At 41.9% G+C, this 17,145-nt stretch carries 21 protein-coding genes; 12 read left to right on the top strand and 9 right to left on the bottom strand.

Annotated elements, in window-relative coordinates:
• Positions 1-97 precede the first annotated feature (97 nt).
• Positions 98-478 (top strand): hypothetical protein, encoded by a 381-nt coding sequence (locus tag WC743_RS18265; protein WP_373014247.1) that lies wholly within the window; start codon positions 98-100, stop codon positions 476-478.
• Between the two features lie 113 nt (positions 479-591).
• A complete protein-coding gene (locus WC743_RS18260; RefSeq protein WP_373014245.1) occupies positions 592-828 on the top strand; it encodes a hypothetical protein in 237 nt (78 codons plus the stop codon).
• A 2-nt stretch (positions 829-830) separates the two neighbouring features.
• Here WC743_RS18260 and WC743_RS18255 read toward each other — a convergent pair whose 3' ends face one another.
• The 6 genes from WC743_RS18255 to WC743_RS18230 form a co-directional block, all read right to left on the bottom strand.
• A complete protein-coding gene (locus WC743_RS18255; protein ID WP_373014243.1) occupies positions 831-2,066 on the bottom strand; it encodes an aminotransferase class I/II-fold pyridoxal phosphate-dependent enzyme in 1,236 nt (411 codons plus the stop codon).
• 15 nt (positions 2,067-2,081) lie between these two features.
• Positions 2,082-2,459 carry a glycine cleavage system protein H gene (locus WC743_RS18250; protein ID WP_373014241.1) on the bottom strand — a complete coding sequence of 126 codons (378 nt, stop codon included), beginning with the start codon at positions 2,457-2,459 and terminating at the stop codon, positions 2,082-2,084.
• 7 nt (positions 2,460-2,466) lie between these two features.
• The gene (locus WC743_RS18245) at positions 2,467-4,143 is read right to left on the bottom strand and encodes a SulP family inorganic anion transporter (RefSeq protein ID WP_373014239.1); all 1,677 of its coding nucleotides are present in this window, start codon (positions 4,141-4,143) and stop codon (positions 2,467-2,469) included.
• Between the two features lie 8 nt (positions 4,144-4,151).
• The gene (locus WC743_RS18240) at positions 4,152-4,577 is read right to left on the bottom strand and encodes a DUF983 domain-containing protein (protein ID WP_373014238.1); all 426 of its coding nucleotides are present in this window, start codon (positions 4,575-4,577) and stop codon (positions 4,152-4,154) included.
• A 64-nt stretch (positions 4,578-4,641) separates the two neighbouring features.
• A complete protein-coding gene (locus WC743_RS18235) occupies positions 4,642-5,301 on the bottom strand; it encodes a hypothetical protein (RefSeq protein ID WP_373014236.1) in 660 nt (219 codons plus the stop codon).
• 5 nt (positions 5,302-5,306) lie between these two features.
• Positions 5,307-6,020 (bottom strand): class I SAM-dependent methyltransferase, encoded by a 714-nt coding sequence (locus WC743_RS18230; RefSeq protein ID WP_373014234.1) that lies wholly within the window; start codon positions 6,018-6,020, stop codon positions 5,307-5,309.
• Between the two features lie 136 nt (positions 6,021-6,156).
• On the opposite strand from WC743_RS18230, the gene WC743_RS18225 reads away from it, so the two are divergent.
• Positions 6,157-6,867, top strand: a complete 711-nt coding sequence (locus tag WC743_RS18225; RefSeq protein ID WP_373014232.1) for a Crp/Fnr family transcriptional regulator — start codon at positions 6,157-6,159, stop codon at positions 6,865-6,867.
• 84 nt (positions 6,868-6,951) lie between these two features.
• Here the strand turns inward: WC743_RS18225 and WC743_RS18220 are convergent, their stop codons facing one another.
• On the bottom strand, positions 6,952-7,221 hold the full coding sequence (locus WC743_RS18220) for a hypothetical protein (RefSeq protein ID WP_373014230.1): 270 nt from the start codon (positions 7,219-7,221) through the stop codon (positions 6,952-6,954).
• A gap of 351 nt (positions 7,222-7,572) precedes the next feature.
• Here WC743_RS18220 and WC743_RS18215 point away from each other — a divergent pair, with 351 nt between their 5' ends.
• The 4 genes from WC743_RS18215 to WC743_RS18200 are packed head-to-tail and all read left to right on the top strand — an operon-like array spanning position 7,573 to position 10,423.
• Positions 7,573-8,010 carry a thioredoxin family protein gene (locus WC743_RS18215; RefSeq protein WP_373014229.1) on the top strand — a complete coding sequence of 146 codons (438 nt, stop codon included), beginning with the start codon at positions 7,573-7,575 and terminating at the stop codon, positions 8,008-8,010.
• A complete protein-coding gene (locus WC743_RS18210; protein ID WP_373014227.1) occupies positions 7,997-8,953 on the top strand; it encodes an FAD:protein FMN transferase in 957 nt (318 codons plus the stop codon). The genes WC743_RS18215 and WC743_RS18210 overlap by 14 nt, the downstream gene beginning before the upstream one ends.
• Positions 8,954-8,956: 3 nt before the next feature.
• Positions 8,957-9,184: a DUF4266 domain-containing protein gene (locus WC743_RS18205; RefSeq protein WP_090471276.1), complete on the top strand. Its 228-nt coding sequence runs from the start codon at positions 8,957-8,959 to the stop codon at positions 9,182-9,184.
• Positions 9,185-9,199: 15 nt separating this feature from the next.
• Positions 9,200-10,423 carry a DUF3570 domain-containing protein gene (locus WC743_RS18200; RefSeq protein WP_373014224.1) on the top strand — a complete coding sequence of 408 codons (1,224 nt, stop codon included), beginning with the start codon at positions 9,200-9,202 and terminating at the stop codon, positions 10,421-10,423.
• 74 nt (positions 10,424-10,497) lie between these two features.
• Here WC743_RS18200 and WC743_RS18195 read toward each other — a convergent pair whose 3' ends face one another.
• Entirely contained in the window at positions 10,498-11,175 is a 678-nt protein-coding gene (locus WC743_RS18195) for a cytochrome b/b6 domain-containing protein (protein WP_373014221.1), read from the bottom strand.
• Between the two features lie 205 nt (positions 11,176-11,380).
• Here WC743_RS18195 and WC743_RS18190 point away from each other — a divergent pair, with 205 nt between their 5' ends.
• From WC743_RS18190 to WC743_RS18180, 3 genes are all read left to right on the top strand, one after another.
• Positions 11,381-12,055 (top strand): response regulator transcription factor, encoded by a 675-nt coding sequence (locus WC743_RS18190; protein WP_373014219.1) that lies wholly within the window; start codon positions 11,381-11,383, stop codon positions 12,053-12,055.
• On the top strand, positions 12,055-13,305 hold the full coding sequence (locus tag WC743_RS18185) for a sensor histidine kinase (RefSeq protein WP_373014217.1): 1,251 nt from the start codon (positions 12,055-12,057) through the stop codon (positions 13,303-13,305). The genes WC743_RS18190 and WC743_RS18185 overlap by 1 nt, the downstream gene beginning before the upstream one ends.
• Before the next feature lie 150 nt (positions 13,306-13,455).
• Positions 13,456-14,214 (top strand): hypothetical protein, encoded by a 759-nt coding sequence (locus WC743_RS18180; protein ID WP_373014215.1) that lies wholly within the window; start codon positions 13,456-13,458, stop codon positions 14,212-14,214.
• A gap of 310 nt (positions 14,215-14,524) precedes the next feature.
• Here WC743_RS18180 and WC743_RS18175 read toward each other — a convergent pair whose 3' ends face one another.
• Entirely contained in the window at positions 14,525-15,352 is an 828-nt protein-coding gene (locus WC743_RS18175) for an alpha/beta fold hydrolase (RefSeq protein WP_373014213.1), read from the bottom strand.
• 213 nt (positions 15,353-15,565) lie between these two features.
• Between WC743_RS18175 and WC743_RS18170 the strand changes: the two genes are divergently transcribed.
• Positions 15,566-16,162, top strand: a complete 597-nt coding sequence (locus tag WC743_RS18170; protein ID WP_373014211.1) for a Crp/Fnr family transcriptional regulator — start codon at positions 15,566-15,568, stop codon at positions 16,160-16,162.
• Between the two features lie 149 nt (positions 16,163-16,311).
• Positions 16,312-17,106, top strand: a complete 795-nt coding sequence (locus WC743_RS18165) for an alpha/beta fold hydrolase (RefSeq protein WP_373014209.1) — start codon at positions 16,312-16,314, stop codon at positions 17,104-17,106.
• The last annotated feature ends 39 nt before the right edge of the window (positions 17,107-17,145 follow it).

Raw genomic sequence — 17,145 nt, 5'->3', positions numbered from 1 at the left:
GGTAGGACAACCTGATAAATATCAGTATTAGGGCTGATATTTTATTCCTCTAGCGGGTGAAGTTTGAAGTACTTTTGACTATCGGGAAACTGAAACCATGGAAGGAAATAAGGAGAACCGGATATCAAAACACCTGATGAGTTTATTAAAAAAAGGCAGTAGCATCAAGGATCATTTCTTTATAGGGTATGATCTGCATAAAGCCGGTTTTATTTTTGATCCTCCCTATATATCCTGTAATTCCAACCTGGATCTGTTATGTGAAATCGCCGCAGACTTTGTAAAAGTATCCGCTTCCAGGGCAGGGCTAAGCATAGGTAAAGATGAAATCATAGCTGAATTACTTAAGCTTTTACTGTCGGTTGGGGGAGATGACTTTATTGTGATTTTGTCACTCAATAAAAAAAGCGTTATAGCCGGGAAAGTAACCCATAGAAAAAGTCCGCTGTTTAATGAATTATTTGACGAGTCCTTTTAACAAACAATCGTGTCAATCACCAAGCTATTTCTCCAACAGGCATTCACGATAAATATTTGCGTTGAGGTTCTTGTGTCCGTTCCTCGTTTATATAACCTAATTTCTATTTACCTATGATCGGATTTCCATTACGTGTAAACTATAATCAGCAAGACTATATCTATTATATTATCTCCGCTCCGAGTAAAAAGAGCCTTAGCATTGAAATCCTTTTGGATGGTAAAAGCTATACGCTTATCCTGAGTGAACATAAATTGTGGATGGAGAAAGCTCCTGAAGAGAATTGTTCTCTTGAATCCGGATTGATCCTGGCCATTAGCAGGGCTGTGACCCTGCGCTATCCTATTTAACCTCAGGAGTTATAGTGCCCGATGCCTTGCATGGTGCTTTTTTCTTTAACCGACACCACTCCTGTCTTTTTAAATACGATAGCGATTTTTTCAACGGCTTCTTCTATCTGACTAAAACTATGGGTAGCCATCAATGAAAATCGTAGTAAGGAAGCTTCGGGGGGAACGGCCGGAGACACCACAGGGTTTACAAATACCCCCATGTCCAGCAGATATTTTGTAGCCAGGAACGTTTTGTAATTATCACGGATATAAATAGGTAAAATAGGGCTTTCTGTAATACCCAGATCAAAGCCCTCCGCCAACATGAGTTGGAAAGCATAGCGGGTATTCTTCCATAATTTCTCCATACGTTCGGGTTCGCTCTCTATAACATCCAGGGCCGCTAAAACACTGGCTACAGCTGACGGAGGCATACTGGCGCTAAACATCAATGATCTTGCCTTGTGCTTCAGATAATCTATGGTTTCCGCATCACCGGCTGCAAAACCCCCCAAAGACGCCAGGGACTTGCTGAAAGTCCCGGTGATCAGGTCAACCTGATCCGTCAGATTAAAATGAGCGGCTGTACCGGAACCCTGATAGCCGATCACGCCCAGGCTGTGCGCATCGTCGATCATGATATTGGCACCATACTGATCTGCAATCGCCACTATTTCAGGCAATTTTACGATATCTCCTTCCATGCTGAAAATGCCATCCACTACAATGAGCTTAACTGCTTCTTCAGGCAACATGCTGAGCCTACGCTTTAAATCCTGCACATCATTATGTGCATACTTGATCACCCGGGAAAATGACAGGCGGCAGCCATCTATAATGGAAGCATGATCCTGTTCATCCAGTACCAGGTAATCATTTCGCCCGGTGATACAGGATAAGACACCCAGATTAACCTGGAAACCGGTGCTGAATAAGATTGCGGCCTCTTTGCCAACAAAGCGGGCCAAACGGCTTTCCAGTTCCACATGGATATCGAGTGTGCCATTGAGAAACCGTGAACCTGCGCAACCGGTGCCGTATTTATCAATAGCTTTTTTGGCTGCTTCCTTTATTTTCGGATGGTCGGTCAACCCCAGATAGGAATTGGAACCGAACATCAATACCCGCTTACCTCCAATAATAACTTCGGTATCCTGACCAGATTCAATTGCCCTGAAATAAGGATAAAGTCCTTTTGCTTTAATTGCTGACGCATCTGTAAACTGTGCGATCTTATGATGAAGTTTTTTATTCATGAGTACATATTGGGCTTATTGGCTGACAAGCGCCTGGTATTCATCCGCTGTCAACAGGAGGTTCCCGTTGTCTATTAAAGGCACCAGGATTTTGATGATCCAGGTGTCGTAAGGGTCACGGTTGATCAGACCGGGGTATTTTAGCATGTCCGGGTTGATTTCGGTGATCACTCCGCTGAACGGCATGAACAGGTCCAAAACAGCATGGGCTGCTTCAATGCTGCCCAAAAACCTATTCCGCTCCAGCGTTTTGTTTAAATAGGGTATGTCAACAGCAACGATATGCGCCAGTTCCCGTTGTCCAAAATCTGTTATGCCCACAAAGGCGTACTGCGCTTCTAAACTGACCCATTGGTGGCCTGTTGTATATGATAATTGTTCAGGATAATTCATATTTGCCCTATTGATGTATTTGGTAAATGGTAGTTTGTGATAAAACGTCGTTCGCTCGTTTTAAGGATTTTTCAAAAGTGTCCCGGATATTGCCTTTTCCTATTTGAAATAACAAACGTGCTTTTTTTAACTCAGCCATTACCTGTTCGCTATTCACCTCGGAAAGGATGAGTTTAGTTCCTTTCTTTTTTACTTCCTGATGAACATCCCTCAATATCCGAATACCGGTCGCATCAATAACTGGAACGTTCCCCATCCGGATGATCAGTACCCTGGCTGGCTTCTCCAATACTTTCATCGCATCTTTAAATTTATAGGCCGCACCAAAAAACAAAGGGCCTTTGATCTCAAACACATCAACCCCCACGGGAATAATATCCGGGTTAAGTTCCTGGTCAGGTAACTGATCTGCGGAAAAAACAGCTTGCTGTACAGAACTTGATTGCATCATTTTGCGCATAAACAGGAAGGCAGCCAGGATCATCCCAATTTCAATAGCTACGGTCAGGTCCACCAGGACGGTCAGCCCAAAAGTGGTCAGTAAAACTGCGGCATCACTTTTAGAGCCTTTAAATACAGCTATAAAGTTTTCCAGCTCGCTCATATTCCAGGCGACCACGATCAATACCCCTGCGAGTGTTGCCATCGGTATCAGTGCTGCCCATTTGCCTACAAAAAGCATGATCAGGAGCAGGGTGATGGCATGGATAATGCCCGCAATGGGGGTTCGTCCGCCGTTTTTAACATTTGTGGCTGTTCTGGCGATCGCACCGGTTGCCGGGATACCTCCAAAAATGGAGGAGCAGATATTCGCGAATCCCTGAGCGATCAGTTCTGTATTAGACCGGTGATTTCCGCCGATCATACCATCTGCGACAACCGCTGATAATAAAGACTCAATACTACCAAGTAATGCGATGGTAAAGGCAGGCCTGATCAATTGCTGGACGGTTGCCAGGCTGACGCCCGGAATTACCGGGTGCGGTAAAGAAGAAGGAATAGCCCCGAAACGGCTGCCAATGGTTTCTACTGGGAGATGAAAGAACCAAACAACCCATGTACTTATAACAATAGCGATCAGTGAGCCCGGAATCTTATGGGTTATTTTGGGCCACAGCAAAAGAACCAGTAAGGTAAAAATCCCGATGAACAGGGCATATAGATTTACAGAAGACAGGTGTCGTGCATAATCCTGCCACTTGCTGATAAAATCAGCGGGAACACTTCCCATTTGCAAACCTAAAAAGTCTTTGACCTCGGAGGAAAAAATGATGACAGCGATCCCGGTGGTAAAACCAATGATCAGAGGATAGGGAATATATTTGATGGTATTGCCCAATTTGGCCAGGCCCATGATGATCAGGAGTATCCCGGCAATAAAAGTGGCGATAACTAAACCGCTGATACCGAACTGCTGGACGATTCCATAGACGATGACGATAAAGGCACCCGTAGGGCCACCGATCTGTACCCGGCTACCTCCCAAAGCGGATATGGTCAACCCTGCAATAATAGCAGTAAAAATTCCTTTTTCCGGGGATACGCCAGAGGCTATGGCAAATGCAATGGCTAAGGGTAAGGCCACGATACCTACAATTACACCGGCAACTGCATCTTTATAAAATTGCGCCAGGGTGTAATTTTTAAGGGTATCGATCAGCTTTGGTCTGAACAAATTTATCATGCTGTTCATTATTGAAACCATTTATATTTATTCCCGTCAACTGGCGTATCCGTATCCAGCTCGGGATGATAATGCACCTTGGGCGACAACCAGTACAGTAATCCCACACGGGAGTACCGGAAATTCAGCGGTGACAGGACGAATAAGCCGCCGAGGATCGTTGCAAGATATAACCAGGGTGAATCGTTATTTCCGGTGATCAGAAAGGTGGCTACCCATAAAAATCCGCCTTCTGCTACATTCATAGCGTAGCTCACATACATAGCCGCATAAAAATAGCCCGGCTCGATCTCAAAGACCATCTTGCAATGCGGACAATTCAGGTTGATACCATTTGAACCAAGGTTATATATACCTCCCTCAAACATATTTCCCCTGCGGCAGCGCGGGCATTTGGCGTGCAGCATGGCCCACGATTTTGACGTTCTTTCCATGATTTATTTTATCAATGCTGAGCTTCTTTTATAAACCCTTGAATTACTATGCTAATCCGCGAACTCATTCTTTGATCCACATTTTCAGGAATCTGCTATAGGAATTACTGACCAACTGGTAACTTGGCGGAACCTGGCTTTCAGCGCCATGGAATGTCACCAACCTTGTTTCCGGGGGCTTTTTGTCCAGCATTTCATAAACAAACCGGCTATAGCGGTCATAAAGCTCAAATGAGGTTTTTACTGCATAATCGATCCGGCTATCGGGTTCGATGTTTTCGTAAAAAGGGTTATAAAAATAAAAGTGATCGTAATCATCAAAGTCCAGTTCGGTCAGGTTACCGTGAATGAAATTTACATTGGGTAAATCAATTTCCTCCCTGGCTATTTCTGAGAAAGTAAATAGTTCGCTCCGCTGTTCAATACCATAAAACGTTGTTTCCGGATGAAAAAAACCGGCTACCAGGCAGAACTTTCCGACACCGCTCCCGATGTCCAATACTTTGGCGTTTGGAATGGCCAGGAATTCCCCCGCTTTTTTAGCGATGTCAACGGAGGTCCAGTGCATGGGTGATAATGCCTGGATATGTTCCGGGTAGAGATCGTCAAAAACATGGTCTTTACGAAAAATGGATGGACTTAACGTATCATGAAGCATACTGCTGTCTTTTTTATCGGTTTCAAAACTTCTGAAAGGGGCGGTTAAAAATTTGAAAACATTCATTTGGACTATTCTTTGATCCACATTTTTAGCAAAGTATCATAGGAAACATCTGCCAGCCTATAGTCAGGCGGGATCTCCTGTTCTAAACTGTGGAAGGTAACCAGGCGTGTTCCTGAAGGTTTTGCGCTTAGCGCCATATAAAGGTATTGGGTATAGTAGTTATATAAGCCTTCAGATAATTCGATGGTGTTATCAATTTGGTTTATTTGATCAATATTCTCGTAGAATGAATTATAAAAATAGAAGTGATCAAACTCTTTAAAATTAATCTGAGTGACATTCCCATAAATGAAATTCACATTGGGCAAATCGATATATCTTTTGATGCTTTCTGCCAAATGATACAATTCATGCCTTTGCTCCACCCCGTAAAAAGAAGTTTCCTGGAAATGATAACCCGCAGTTAAACAGAATTTACCAGCGCCACTACCAATATCAAGCACCCTGGTGTTTGGTAAAGACAGGAATTCAGCGGCTTTGCGGGCAATAGACAATGGAGTGAAATATTTGAGCGATAGCAATTGGAAATGTTTTGGGCATAGCCCATCAAATTCCGTATCGTCGCTGAATAAGAGTTTATTAACCAGGTTGTTTTTCGGCGATCGGATTATTGCTGGTTTGATCTGATCCCGGGGGCTGAGTGGCAGAGGCGAAAACGGATCATCTTTCATCGTATACAAAATTAGCGCTATAGCAGTGGCAACGTTATGGTAAGACATCAGCGTGCTGGCTGATATTTATCAGTTTTTGCCAATGAATAGGGGCTTTATATCTTCCAGGCGAGTTACGCTTTTGGCTCATGCAGCGTGCGGCAGCCCTTAAAAACAGGCTTCAATAAATTCGTATCTTTGTAATATGAGCCTATCTGGAATTTTTCCGATTGACAAATGGGAATTCACAACACAGTCTGTTCTTAATACCCTCTCAGAAGAAGATTACCATTTTTTGATCTCCCGTCAGGGAGCACAGAAATATCAAAAAGGGGAAATTATTTTCAAGGAGGGTGTGGTGCCTTCCGGTATTTATTTTATCCACCAGGGGAAAATAAAAAAGTATAAAGTTGACAGGAGTGGCAGAGAGCAGATCATATACGTAGCCAATAAAGGCGAACTGATCGGGTACCATGCGATCTTAGCGGAAGAACGTTGTCCTGATTCTGCCGCCACTTTAGAAGATAGCCTGGTTAGTTTTATTCCTAAAGAAGACTTTTTAACTATTCTGGATAAATCCCCGCTTTTTGCCCGGCGCTTGTTGAAAACATTGAGCCACGAGTTTAGTGTGCTGGCCAATGGTATTTCCGTGATTTCGCAAAGAACCGCAACAGAGCGGCTTGCCATTGCGCTGATCGTATTGAGAGAAAAGTTTAAGGATGAAGGATCCGGTGAACAAGAGATTATTCTAAATATATCCAGGATGGATCTGGCCAATCTGGCCGGTATCGCCCAGGAAAATGTGATCCGCCTGTTAAAGGAATTTAAAGAGGAAGGTATTTTGGAAACGGATGGCCGGAAAATATGGATCAAGGATATTAAGCGGCTGGTTAAAAAATCAAACTACGGGCAATGAACCGCCGATATTATAGCGTGGACGACAGAATGTAAAGGTAGGCTGAATACTATGGAGCTGGAGGATTTCTTTGGAAAAAATGGTTTATTTAATAAATCGGTAAAAATGTTTATTGTAGCCAACAGATTTTTTTTCAACAAGGTCAGCTTCTACCAGCTTTTTTAGCTTGGAATTAAAAGAGCTGATACTTAATTCATGCCCCACGGCTCTCATTCCAAACCAAAGCGTTTCCGCATCCTCTTCCTCCGTAAGATTCTTAATATATGATAAAATTTGATCGGTTATCCGGTTATATTCTTCCTGTTGTTTAGTGATTCGCGACCTGGAGGACCTAAATTGCGATTGATTGATCATTTGATTCTGTTTACTTATGTGCTCGATAGTAACCCCCTAAAAGCCACCCTAAGTTAGAGCTCAAATTTGGAGCAAATCTGTAGTTCGCCAATTGACTAATTAAACAAGGATGAGACCCATGTATTTTTACTGTACCAAATTACAGGTAAGATACAATCAACGTCCAATAAACATTTGACAACCGCAATCGGTTAAAGCCAAGCTTGTTAAAATCTGTTAAATGAAGGCAATTTCATGCCAACTACAGAATCTCCTGATATTATTGTTCCTGAAGTGATATACAGGCTTCCAGCATATCAAACTACTTTAACGGGAACATCGCTGAGGGGCCTCTCTTAAAAATAGATAAAAATGAAACTATTAACTGTCTTTCTTTTCCTATTGACAACCAATCTCACTACATGGTTTGGCGACTTTAACAAAGCTCAAATTGAAGCGGCAGCAGCACATAAGCTAATCCTGGTGAATTTCTCCGGATCCGATTGGTGTGGCCCATGCATAAGGTTGAGGAAGGAAATCCTGGAATCAGAAAAATTCAATGATTTTGCCATGGATCATCTGGTCTTGGTTCGTGCCGATTTCCCCCGGCAAAAGAAAAATCAACTGAGCAAAGAACAGGTAAAGCTGAACGAAACCTTGGCCGACAAATATAACCCCGATGGTAAGTTTCCCTTTACCTTGCTGGTTGATGAGCATGGTAAAGTATTAAAGGAATGGGACGGATACCCTGATGAAACCCCCGACCAGTTTATTGACCAGATTAAACCTTTTGCGAATGCCAATCATTGAAACGATAGAAAAAGCCCAAACAGTGCATAAGCGAATCTTGAAGCTGATGGGAAACAGGTTTGAGATCAGTGTGGTAAGCGATGATGCTGATTGGGCAAATAGTTGTATTGATTTAGCAGTGGCTGAGATCAGCCGTATTGAAAAGCTACTGACGACTTTTAGCGACGACAGCCAGACCAACCTGATCAATGCAGCTGCAGGTATCAAGCCGATAAAGGTTGACCTCGAAGTTTACCAGTTAATTGAACGTTCCCTTAAAATATCAGAGTTGACCCAGGGTGCATTCGATATTACCTATGGTTCAATAGATAAAAGCCTCTGGAACTTTGATGTCAATATGAAATCGCTGCCCGATGCTGAAACTGCACTGCAATCCGTTGGACTGATCAATTACAGGAATGTCATTCTTGATCCTGATACCATAACGATTTTCCTAAAAGAAAAAGGTATGCGCATAGGTTTTGGGGGTATCGGAAAAGGTTATGCGGCCGACCGGGCTAAAGTTATTTTGCAACAAAATGGAGTAGTCAGCGGGATAGTGAATGCGGCTGGCGATTTAATCACCTGGGGTACACAACCCAACGGCCAGCCCTGGACGATAGCTATTGCAGACCCCGACAAGCAAATGACACCGTTTTCTACACTTAATATCAGCAATATGGCCATTGCTACATCCGGTAACTATGAGAAGTACGCCACGATTAATGGCAAAAAATACTCTCATACGATTGATCCTAAAACCGGCCTACCGGTAAGTGGCATCAAAAGCGTGAGCATCATTTGCCCCAGCGCCGAATTTGCGGATGCCATGGCAACACCTGTAACAGTTATGGGTATCCGCGTGGGGCTCGATTTGGTGAATCAATTACAACAAATAGCCTGCGTCATTATTGATGACGAGAACCGGCTTTACACCTCCAGAAATATTAACGTCAAAAATTAGCACATGAAAAAGTTACCCCTAATTAAATTATTGCTGGTCGGCAGTATACCGGCTCTTGGATTAAGCTCATGTTCATCAGTAAAAGCTTACCAAAAGAACAGGTTAAACGACGCGGAGATGGAGCTTTCTGCCCGTAAGTCGCAAAAGTTTGAACAAAGTTTTCAACTGTACCGTGAAGGCGGTTCGGGGGCTAATGGTGGAAAAAGTGGCGGTGGCTGTGGATGTAACTAAAAGATAGTTGCCGATATGAGAAAAATATACCTATGTGTTGCCGCCCTATATTTAGGGATAGTAGCTTCACATGCGCAAACCAAAACATTACCGGTTAAGGACAGCAGTAACTATGAAGCCCGTAAACTTAAAATTGAAGAGATCAACATCATCTCGGCTTACTATCACCAGGATGGCAATAATTCCGCGGTTACTGGCGGTATCGGTACAGAAAAACTGACCGACTTTGCCAATACCTTTGATCTGCAGTTATCAAAATATGGCACCAGCGGAAAAAAACACACCTTTACATTTGAACTGGGGATAGATCATTATACTTCAGCATCGTCAGATAAAATCGATCCAAACAGCATATCTTCTGCCTCCAGGCAGGATAGCCGCGTATACCCATCTTTGAACTGGACAGTTTCAAACGACAAAACCGGTAATGCTTTCGGGTTAACAGGATCTTATTCGCATGAGTTCGATTATCAATCTTTCGGCGGTGGGATAAATCTTACACGGGTGTCTAAAGATAAAAATACCCAGTTTGATTTTAAGGGCATGGTTTTCCTGGATACCTGGAAAGTGATATTACCGGTTGAACTGCGACCGCCGGGCTATGGTTCAGGATCAGATCGTGAAGGTAAAGGACCGGTTGACCATAGTCCGCGCAATTCATTCAGTACTTCGTTCTCCCTGTCACAGGTGCTGACCTCGCGGCTGCAGGCCTTACTGATCATCGAACCATCTTATCAGCATGGCTTGCTGGCCACCAAATACCAGCGTGATTATTTTACCGATGGATCTGAACGGGTAGAAAATCTGCCGGGCAGCCGGTACAAGCTCCCTATAGCGGTGCGGTTTAATTACTTCCTGGATGATCATTTTGTGATCAGGACATTTTACCGGTATTATATGGATAACTGGGGCATCCGGGCACATACTGCCGAAATGGAAATACCTGTTAAGCTGACTTCATTTGTATCGGTGAGCCCTTATTACCGCTATAATACCCAGCAAGGCACGCGCTATTTCGCTCCTTACGGACAACACAATCCTACGGATACCTATTACACCAGTGATTATGATCTGTCTACCTTACACAGCAATTTTGTTGGGGCTAATATCAGGCTATCGCCTCCAACGGGTGTATTTGGCTGGCAGCATTTCAATTCATTGGAGATCAGGGCCGGCCACTATATGCGTTCTACCGGCCTGAATTCAAATATTGTAACCCTGGCCATGAAGTTCAAATAGTTAACCGTGTGACGATCAGGGTAGCTGCCTTGATCGTCACATTCTTGCTGGCTAAGCTGATCACCAGAAAATGATTATTGATGGTCACCTCCGCCGTTAATCATATCAGAAACGATACCTTTATTATCCTTACGTTCTGCTAAAAAAACACCAGCAAGATGAACAAAGATGAAAGTAAGGATCAGGTACATACAAAACCCATGCACTTCTTTAACGCTGTGTCTGATAAACTTGAAGGGTGCTAACAGATCTTCAAATGCCAAAAACAAACCGGTTACTGCCATGATGATGAGCAAAATATAAAATGCGGCATAGATGGCTTTTACCGTAAGTTCATGCTTGGCCAACTCCCTTTCCTTTTTTGTTGATTGAAATTGCCTGTAAGCACTTTTCATTTTACGAATGAACTTTTGGTCAGCAAGCTGAAAGAATTCAAGAATTAAACGAAAAATCAGTAAAGCAACCAATATATACCCAAAGTAAATATGAACGCTCCAAACACTATCGCCAAGGGCATGCGCAACTGAATCGGCCTGCTCGACGCTTACCGTGGCACTGGCGTTCTTCAATTCATTTTTGACCAGAGCAGATACGGGTCTTTCATCAGTAATGGTTGAATTGATCAGTACGGTAAGCAGTGAACCGCTGATAACGATGGTATTGGCCCAATGCCATAGACGCAGGGAAGCCGGATATTTTTTAATATGTCCCTGACGCTGTATGTCTTTCCGCACCGGTTCGATTGTTGTCATATTGATTTTGAATTAGTGCAAGCTTTGCTTAGGGATGGAACTTTCTTTTTGAGCATCCCAATTTATCGCACATAGCATTTGAATTGTTTGTAAATTACTGAATGAATATGAAGTAAATCTGTAGTTGCACTATTAATAAAATTACAGGACGCATATACTTCAGGTTCTCTTCAATTTTGGGCATTACATTTGAATAAAAGCAGCCTTGAAAATCCTGGTAATAGAAGACGAGCAAAGTTTACGTGAGAACATCACAAACTATTTGAATGTAGATGGCAATATCTGCGAGAGCTGTAGCGCGCTGAATTCGGCCCTGCAGAAACTATCAGACTATGATTATGATTGTGTTTTGCTGGATATCGGACTGCCTGACGGAGAAGGGCTCGATGTACTGGCATACCTTCGGACCAACCAGAAGAACGAAGGGGTATTGATCATATCTGCCAGGAACTCCCTGGAGGATAAATTGAAGGGACTGGATGTCGGGGCTGATGACTACCTGACCAAACCTTTTCATTTAGCAGAACTCAAGGCACGCCTGATGGCAGTTTATCGCCGAAAGACTTTAAATACCAACAATAAGTTAATATTCAACGAGATTACCATCGATGTACAGGGCCGGACGGTTGAAGTTAATGAAACCGCTATTATCCTCACCAGGAAGGAATATGATATGTTATTGTATTTTATTGCCAATAAGGGAAAGGTTATCTCTAAAAATGCTATTGCTGAACATTTATGGGGAGATGAGATGGATATGCATGATAACTTTGATTTTATTTATACACACGTCAAAAATCTGCGCAGGAAGTTATTGGATGCGGGGGGTAAGGACTATTTAACTTCCATTTATGGGATTGGTTATAAATTTATAGGTTAATGAAATTATCGGCACATTATACCAGGACGAGTATTTATATTACCTTGACCGTCTTACTGACCGGGGCGGTCATCTATTTTTTTGCTATTAATTACATTGCCCAGCAGCAACTGGATCAGGGACTTCAGCAGCAATTGATAGAAGCAGAAGAGTATGTAAGGAGCAGTAATCACGACCCTCAACAGTATGATCTCGATAAAGATCATGCAGTGTTTATCAGAACTAATGAGCAGGAATTACAGAAACGTTTTTTTGATACCACATATTTCAATCCAAAAGAGCAACGGAAAGAAGCTGGGCGTGCGGTTGAAGACCTGGTCAAATTAAAGGATACGAATTACAAAGTTGTTATCACTATCTCCAGAGCGGGGCAAAAATATCTCATAGAAGTTATTACCATCATTACACTAGCCCTGCTTACTGGCTTGTTATTGGTGCTATTTATCACCAATAAGTATATGCTCAACGGGCTCTGGAAACCATTTCAGTTAACATTGAAAGAGATCAAGCAATTCAATATCGCCGATGTTGACCAGTTTAAAGGAAAACCAAGCAAGGTGGAGGAATTTGCTGAACTGAACGAAGCCATCCGGGAGATGTCTTTAAGGGTAACTCATGATTATTTGAACCTGAAGCAATTTACGGAGAATGCCTCCCATGAAATGATGACACCGCTGGCAGTTGTCACGACAAAGCTGGATACCCTGATCCAAGATGAAACATTAAATGCAGAACAGCTGGCACAGATCACGGACATTTACAGCTCGATCAATAAATCCAGCCGGCTTAACCAATCTCTATTATTGCTGGCAAAATTGGAAAATAAACTGATCACTGATGAAGTGCCAATAAACCTTGAGGTTGTGCTGTCCGAAAAAATGCTGCAGTTTCAAGAGCTAATGCAAACCAAAGATCTTTCGTTTAAGCCTAACCTGCAGCCCAAGCAGGTGTTAGCCAGCAAATACCTGATTGATATTTTATTAAATAATCTGTTCAGCAATGCGATCAGACACAATAACCCCGGTGGCGTTATTATTATCGAATTGAACAGAGAGCAATTATCCATTAAGAATACCGGGGCTAATCATTCATTAAATGAGCAATTGATCTTCGAGCGTTTTCAAAAAGGCAAGGAATCACAAGGTACCGGCTTGGGATTAACGTTGGTTAAAAATATCTGCCAGCATTACGGATATACGATTCATTACAATTATGAATCCGGATGGCACACTTTTATGCTCATATTTTAACAAATTGTAGTCAATTAGCTTTGGCAATGTTCTTGTTTTGTCACTTTTATCATACAATTAAAACTCAGCGACCAACTTCAATTTTGCTTCAGATTACAGCTATAGTTTTAGGGCGAATGTGATTTACACGCGTTTTAAAGCCGAATGCTAATGAAATATATATGCTTGCTGATCCTTGTTTTTTCTTTTCTTAATCTTAAAGCACAGGACAATTATGAGATTCAAGTTTATGGATCTGAAACAGTTGAAAAAGGTAAAACCATGGTTGAACTACATAGCAATTTTACAATTAATGGAAGTAAAACTGTAACCAATGGCGAGCTTCCGACAAATCATGTAGAACACGAAACTATTGAGATAACACACGGTTGGACTTCTTGGTTTGAAACCGGTTTTTATTTTTTTAATTCCATAGGCGATGCCGGTCGCTCGGCTTATGTAGGCTCTCATATCCGGCCCAGGGTTGCTGCGCCACAGAGTTGGAACTGGCCTGTGGGTGTAAGTGTTTCAACCGAATTTGGCTTTCAGAAAAGTGCATTTTCGGCCAATACAAGCACGCTGGAAATAAGACCTATAGTAGATAAAAAATGGAATAAATTATATATTTCGGTTAACCCAACGCTGGAGAAAAGCTTTAAAGGCCCGGATGAAAACCGCGGATTTACCTTTTCACCCAATGTTAAAGGCAGTTATGATGTAACCAAAGTTGTTGCCCTCGGATTAGAATATTATGGCAGTACCGGTCCCTTTTTTCATTATGATGCTTTCAAACAGCAGGATCACCAGTTATTCGTAGCAACGGATCTGAATTTTGATCCACAATGGGAATTTAATGGTGGAATAGGTTATGGTTTTACGCAAAATGCAGATAAGGCTATTATTAAAATTATCGTGGGCCGAAGATTTTAATTTGAATAATTGGTTTAATACGCCTCGCACGATCAATAAGGAACATGTTGTTAGACAGGAAATTACAATATTATTGGTGCTTTTTGCAATATTTCGTATCTTAGTATAGTAAGATTTGTAAATAATCTGCATCAAAAAATGGTTGGTAATTCGGTGCGTAGCCAGTTTTAAACCATATAAAATATTGTAAGCCAATTGGTTAAGAATCATGTTCGATTCCCCTACGGGCTACAAAGCCGCTTTACGAAAGTAAAGCGGCTTTTTTGTTGGGTTTCTTTGACCAATTTATGTTATTGAATGTCCAGCTATATTAATGTCCTATTTTAGTTAACAATATTGCCACTGAATCTGGTTTGGCCAGGAATGCGGAATGGCTGGTATTTAGTTGATAAACTGTTTTTACGCCGGCTGTAGCAATCATGCGGTTTTGCAAGGCTGGCGATACCACGTGATCTTGCAAGGTTTTGATGTAAACCTTCTCAACAGAACCGAAATTGGCAGCGGTCAATGTCACCGGATTGGTAAATGGAATTGCTGGTTCAGGACGGTAATTTTGTAAAACAAGATTTTGTACCTGAGCAGAACCATCCTGGATAAAGACATTCACAATCTGGTCGTGTAGCACATCAAGGGTTCCGTTAGCATTTTGCGTAAGTATGGGAACTTTATTAACTGAGTCACCAAGTGCTGAGCCGGCATCGGTACCAGCAAGAGCAAGTAAGGATTGGCCGGAAGATGGCAGATAGGCTGCGAGATAGACAAGTTTTTCAATTTTTGAAGGATTTTGTTCGGCAACAGCAGAAATGATCATACCGCCTAAGCTATGGCCTACCAGGATAACTTTGCCGTTTATCCTTGACATAGCATCAAACACTTTGTCTCTGTAAGTGTTTAAGGTTAAGGTTGAAGGAACAGTATTATCGCTGCCGTGGCCTGGAAGTTCTACAACTGTAACATTGTTTCCTTCATTGATAAGTTTGGCTTTTACCGCGTCCCACACATAAGGAGCCTGCCATGCACCGTGTACCAGTACATAATTTTTAGCAACCGGTTTCACTTCATCATTCTTTTTTGAACAAGATGAAAACATAATAGTAGCAGTAGCTACAGAAAGTAAGATTAATATATATTTTTTCATGATTTGAGATGCCTAATTGTTTAGGACATGACAAACATCCGATTATGCGCTCTGGATAAGTTTAACCCAGGTTAAAATCGAAAAATAGTAGAAAGCCGCCAAAACAAGCTATCCTATAAAGCAACCAGTACAATAATTAATCAGTAATAATGATAGCTATTGACTATCGCGCGTCTTCGAGTGCGATATTATTAAATTTTATATTTTTATAACATGTTAGAGAACAAAACAGAAATAGATTTATTACGAACGATTTTAGGATCTGCCGGTATGAAACCGGAAGCATTTGAATTATCATTACCTCACTGGAAATTAAAACAATATAAAAAAGGCGAGTTTTATAATGAGTATAAAAATGTTTGTAAGCACCTCGGGTTTGTTATCAACGGCGTGTTTAGAATCTACCGGGTAAATAGCGATACGGGTGAAGAAAAGAACATGCTGTTTTTTACTGATCACCAATTTGTAGCATCTTATAAAAGCTTTTTAGCCCAGACAGCCTGCGATTATTATACTGAAGCGATGGTTGATTCAGTTATATTATATATACATATCGATCACCTGAATGAACTTTATGCGCAATCACACCAGTGGGAACGGTTTGGGAGGATAGTTGCCGAAACGGCTTTTCACGAGGTTATGGTTAATACCGAAGGATTCTTATTTAAAACGCCGGAGGACCGGTACCGGGAAATGATGGAAAAACATCCGAATATTTTTAATTCGGTACCACTTTATCACATCGCCTCTTATCTGGGTATCCAGGGGCCATCATTGAGCCGGATTCGTAAAAGAATGGTTGGAAGGTAACACCCGTTATTCTGCCATCACGTTTCTGAATTGCTGAAATCCTCTAAAAAAGTTTTTTTAGAGGATTTTCGATTTTAACCTGGGTTAAACTTATTGCAGCGGCATAGCCCGATGTTTGTCATGTCCTAAACAATTAGGCATTAAACAACATGAAAACAGCAATAATAATGATGGCAATGAGTGTATTAGGTTTTACCGCTCAAGCCCAAAAAGCAAACAACAAAAATTCTAAAACTATTGTACTTGTTCACGGAGCCTGGTCAGATGCATCTTCATGGGATGCAGTGACCCCTTTGTTAAAAGCCCAGGGTGAAGAAGTGATCAATGTTAACCTTGCAGGTCACGGAAAAGATACCACCTCATTTGCCGGTATCACCTTTCAAACTTATGTTGACCAGGTAAAAGCAGCTATCGGCACGCGTACTAATGTAATTTTGGTGGGACATAGTTTTGCCGGGCTGGTGATCAGCCAGGTAGCTGAACAAATTCCAGCACAAGTTAAAGAACTGATCTTCCTTGCAGCAGCGTTGCCGCATGATGGTGATAGCCTTTTATCACTGGCAAAAGGGGATCCTGCATCTCATATCGGTAAATCCCTTACAATTGATCAGGAACATGGTGCAGCAATCATAGCGAAAGACGCCGTAGCCGATATCTTTGCTGCCGATGCACCTCAGCAAGTTCAGGAATATATCGCCGCTAACATTAAACCGGAGCCATTAGTACCTCTTGCCACACCAGTTCACCTGACTGAGAAAAACTTCGGCAGCATTAAAAAAGTCTATATCCATACGATTAATGACCATGCGATCAGTTATCCTGCACAACAGTATATGGTAAAAGCAAGCAAAGTGGCTAAAGTATATACCCTGTCAAGCAGCCATACCCCATTCATTTCTATGCCAGACAAACTGGCTGCAATCTTGATCGCTGAAAGCAAATAATAAATCAGTAAACATCAAACAATAAATCTTTAACTCATA

Source organism: Mucilaginibacter sp., from assembly GCF_041660805.1.
Classification (GTDB): Bacteria; Bacteroidota; Bacteroidia; order Sphingobacteriales; family Sphingobacteriaceae; genus Mucilaginibacter.
Note: the sequence above shows the minus strand (reverse complement) of the source record. Positions and strands in the feature narration are given on the sequence as shown.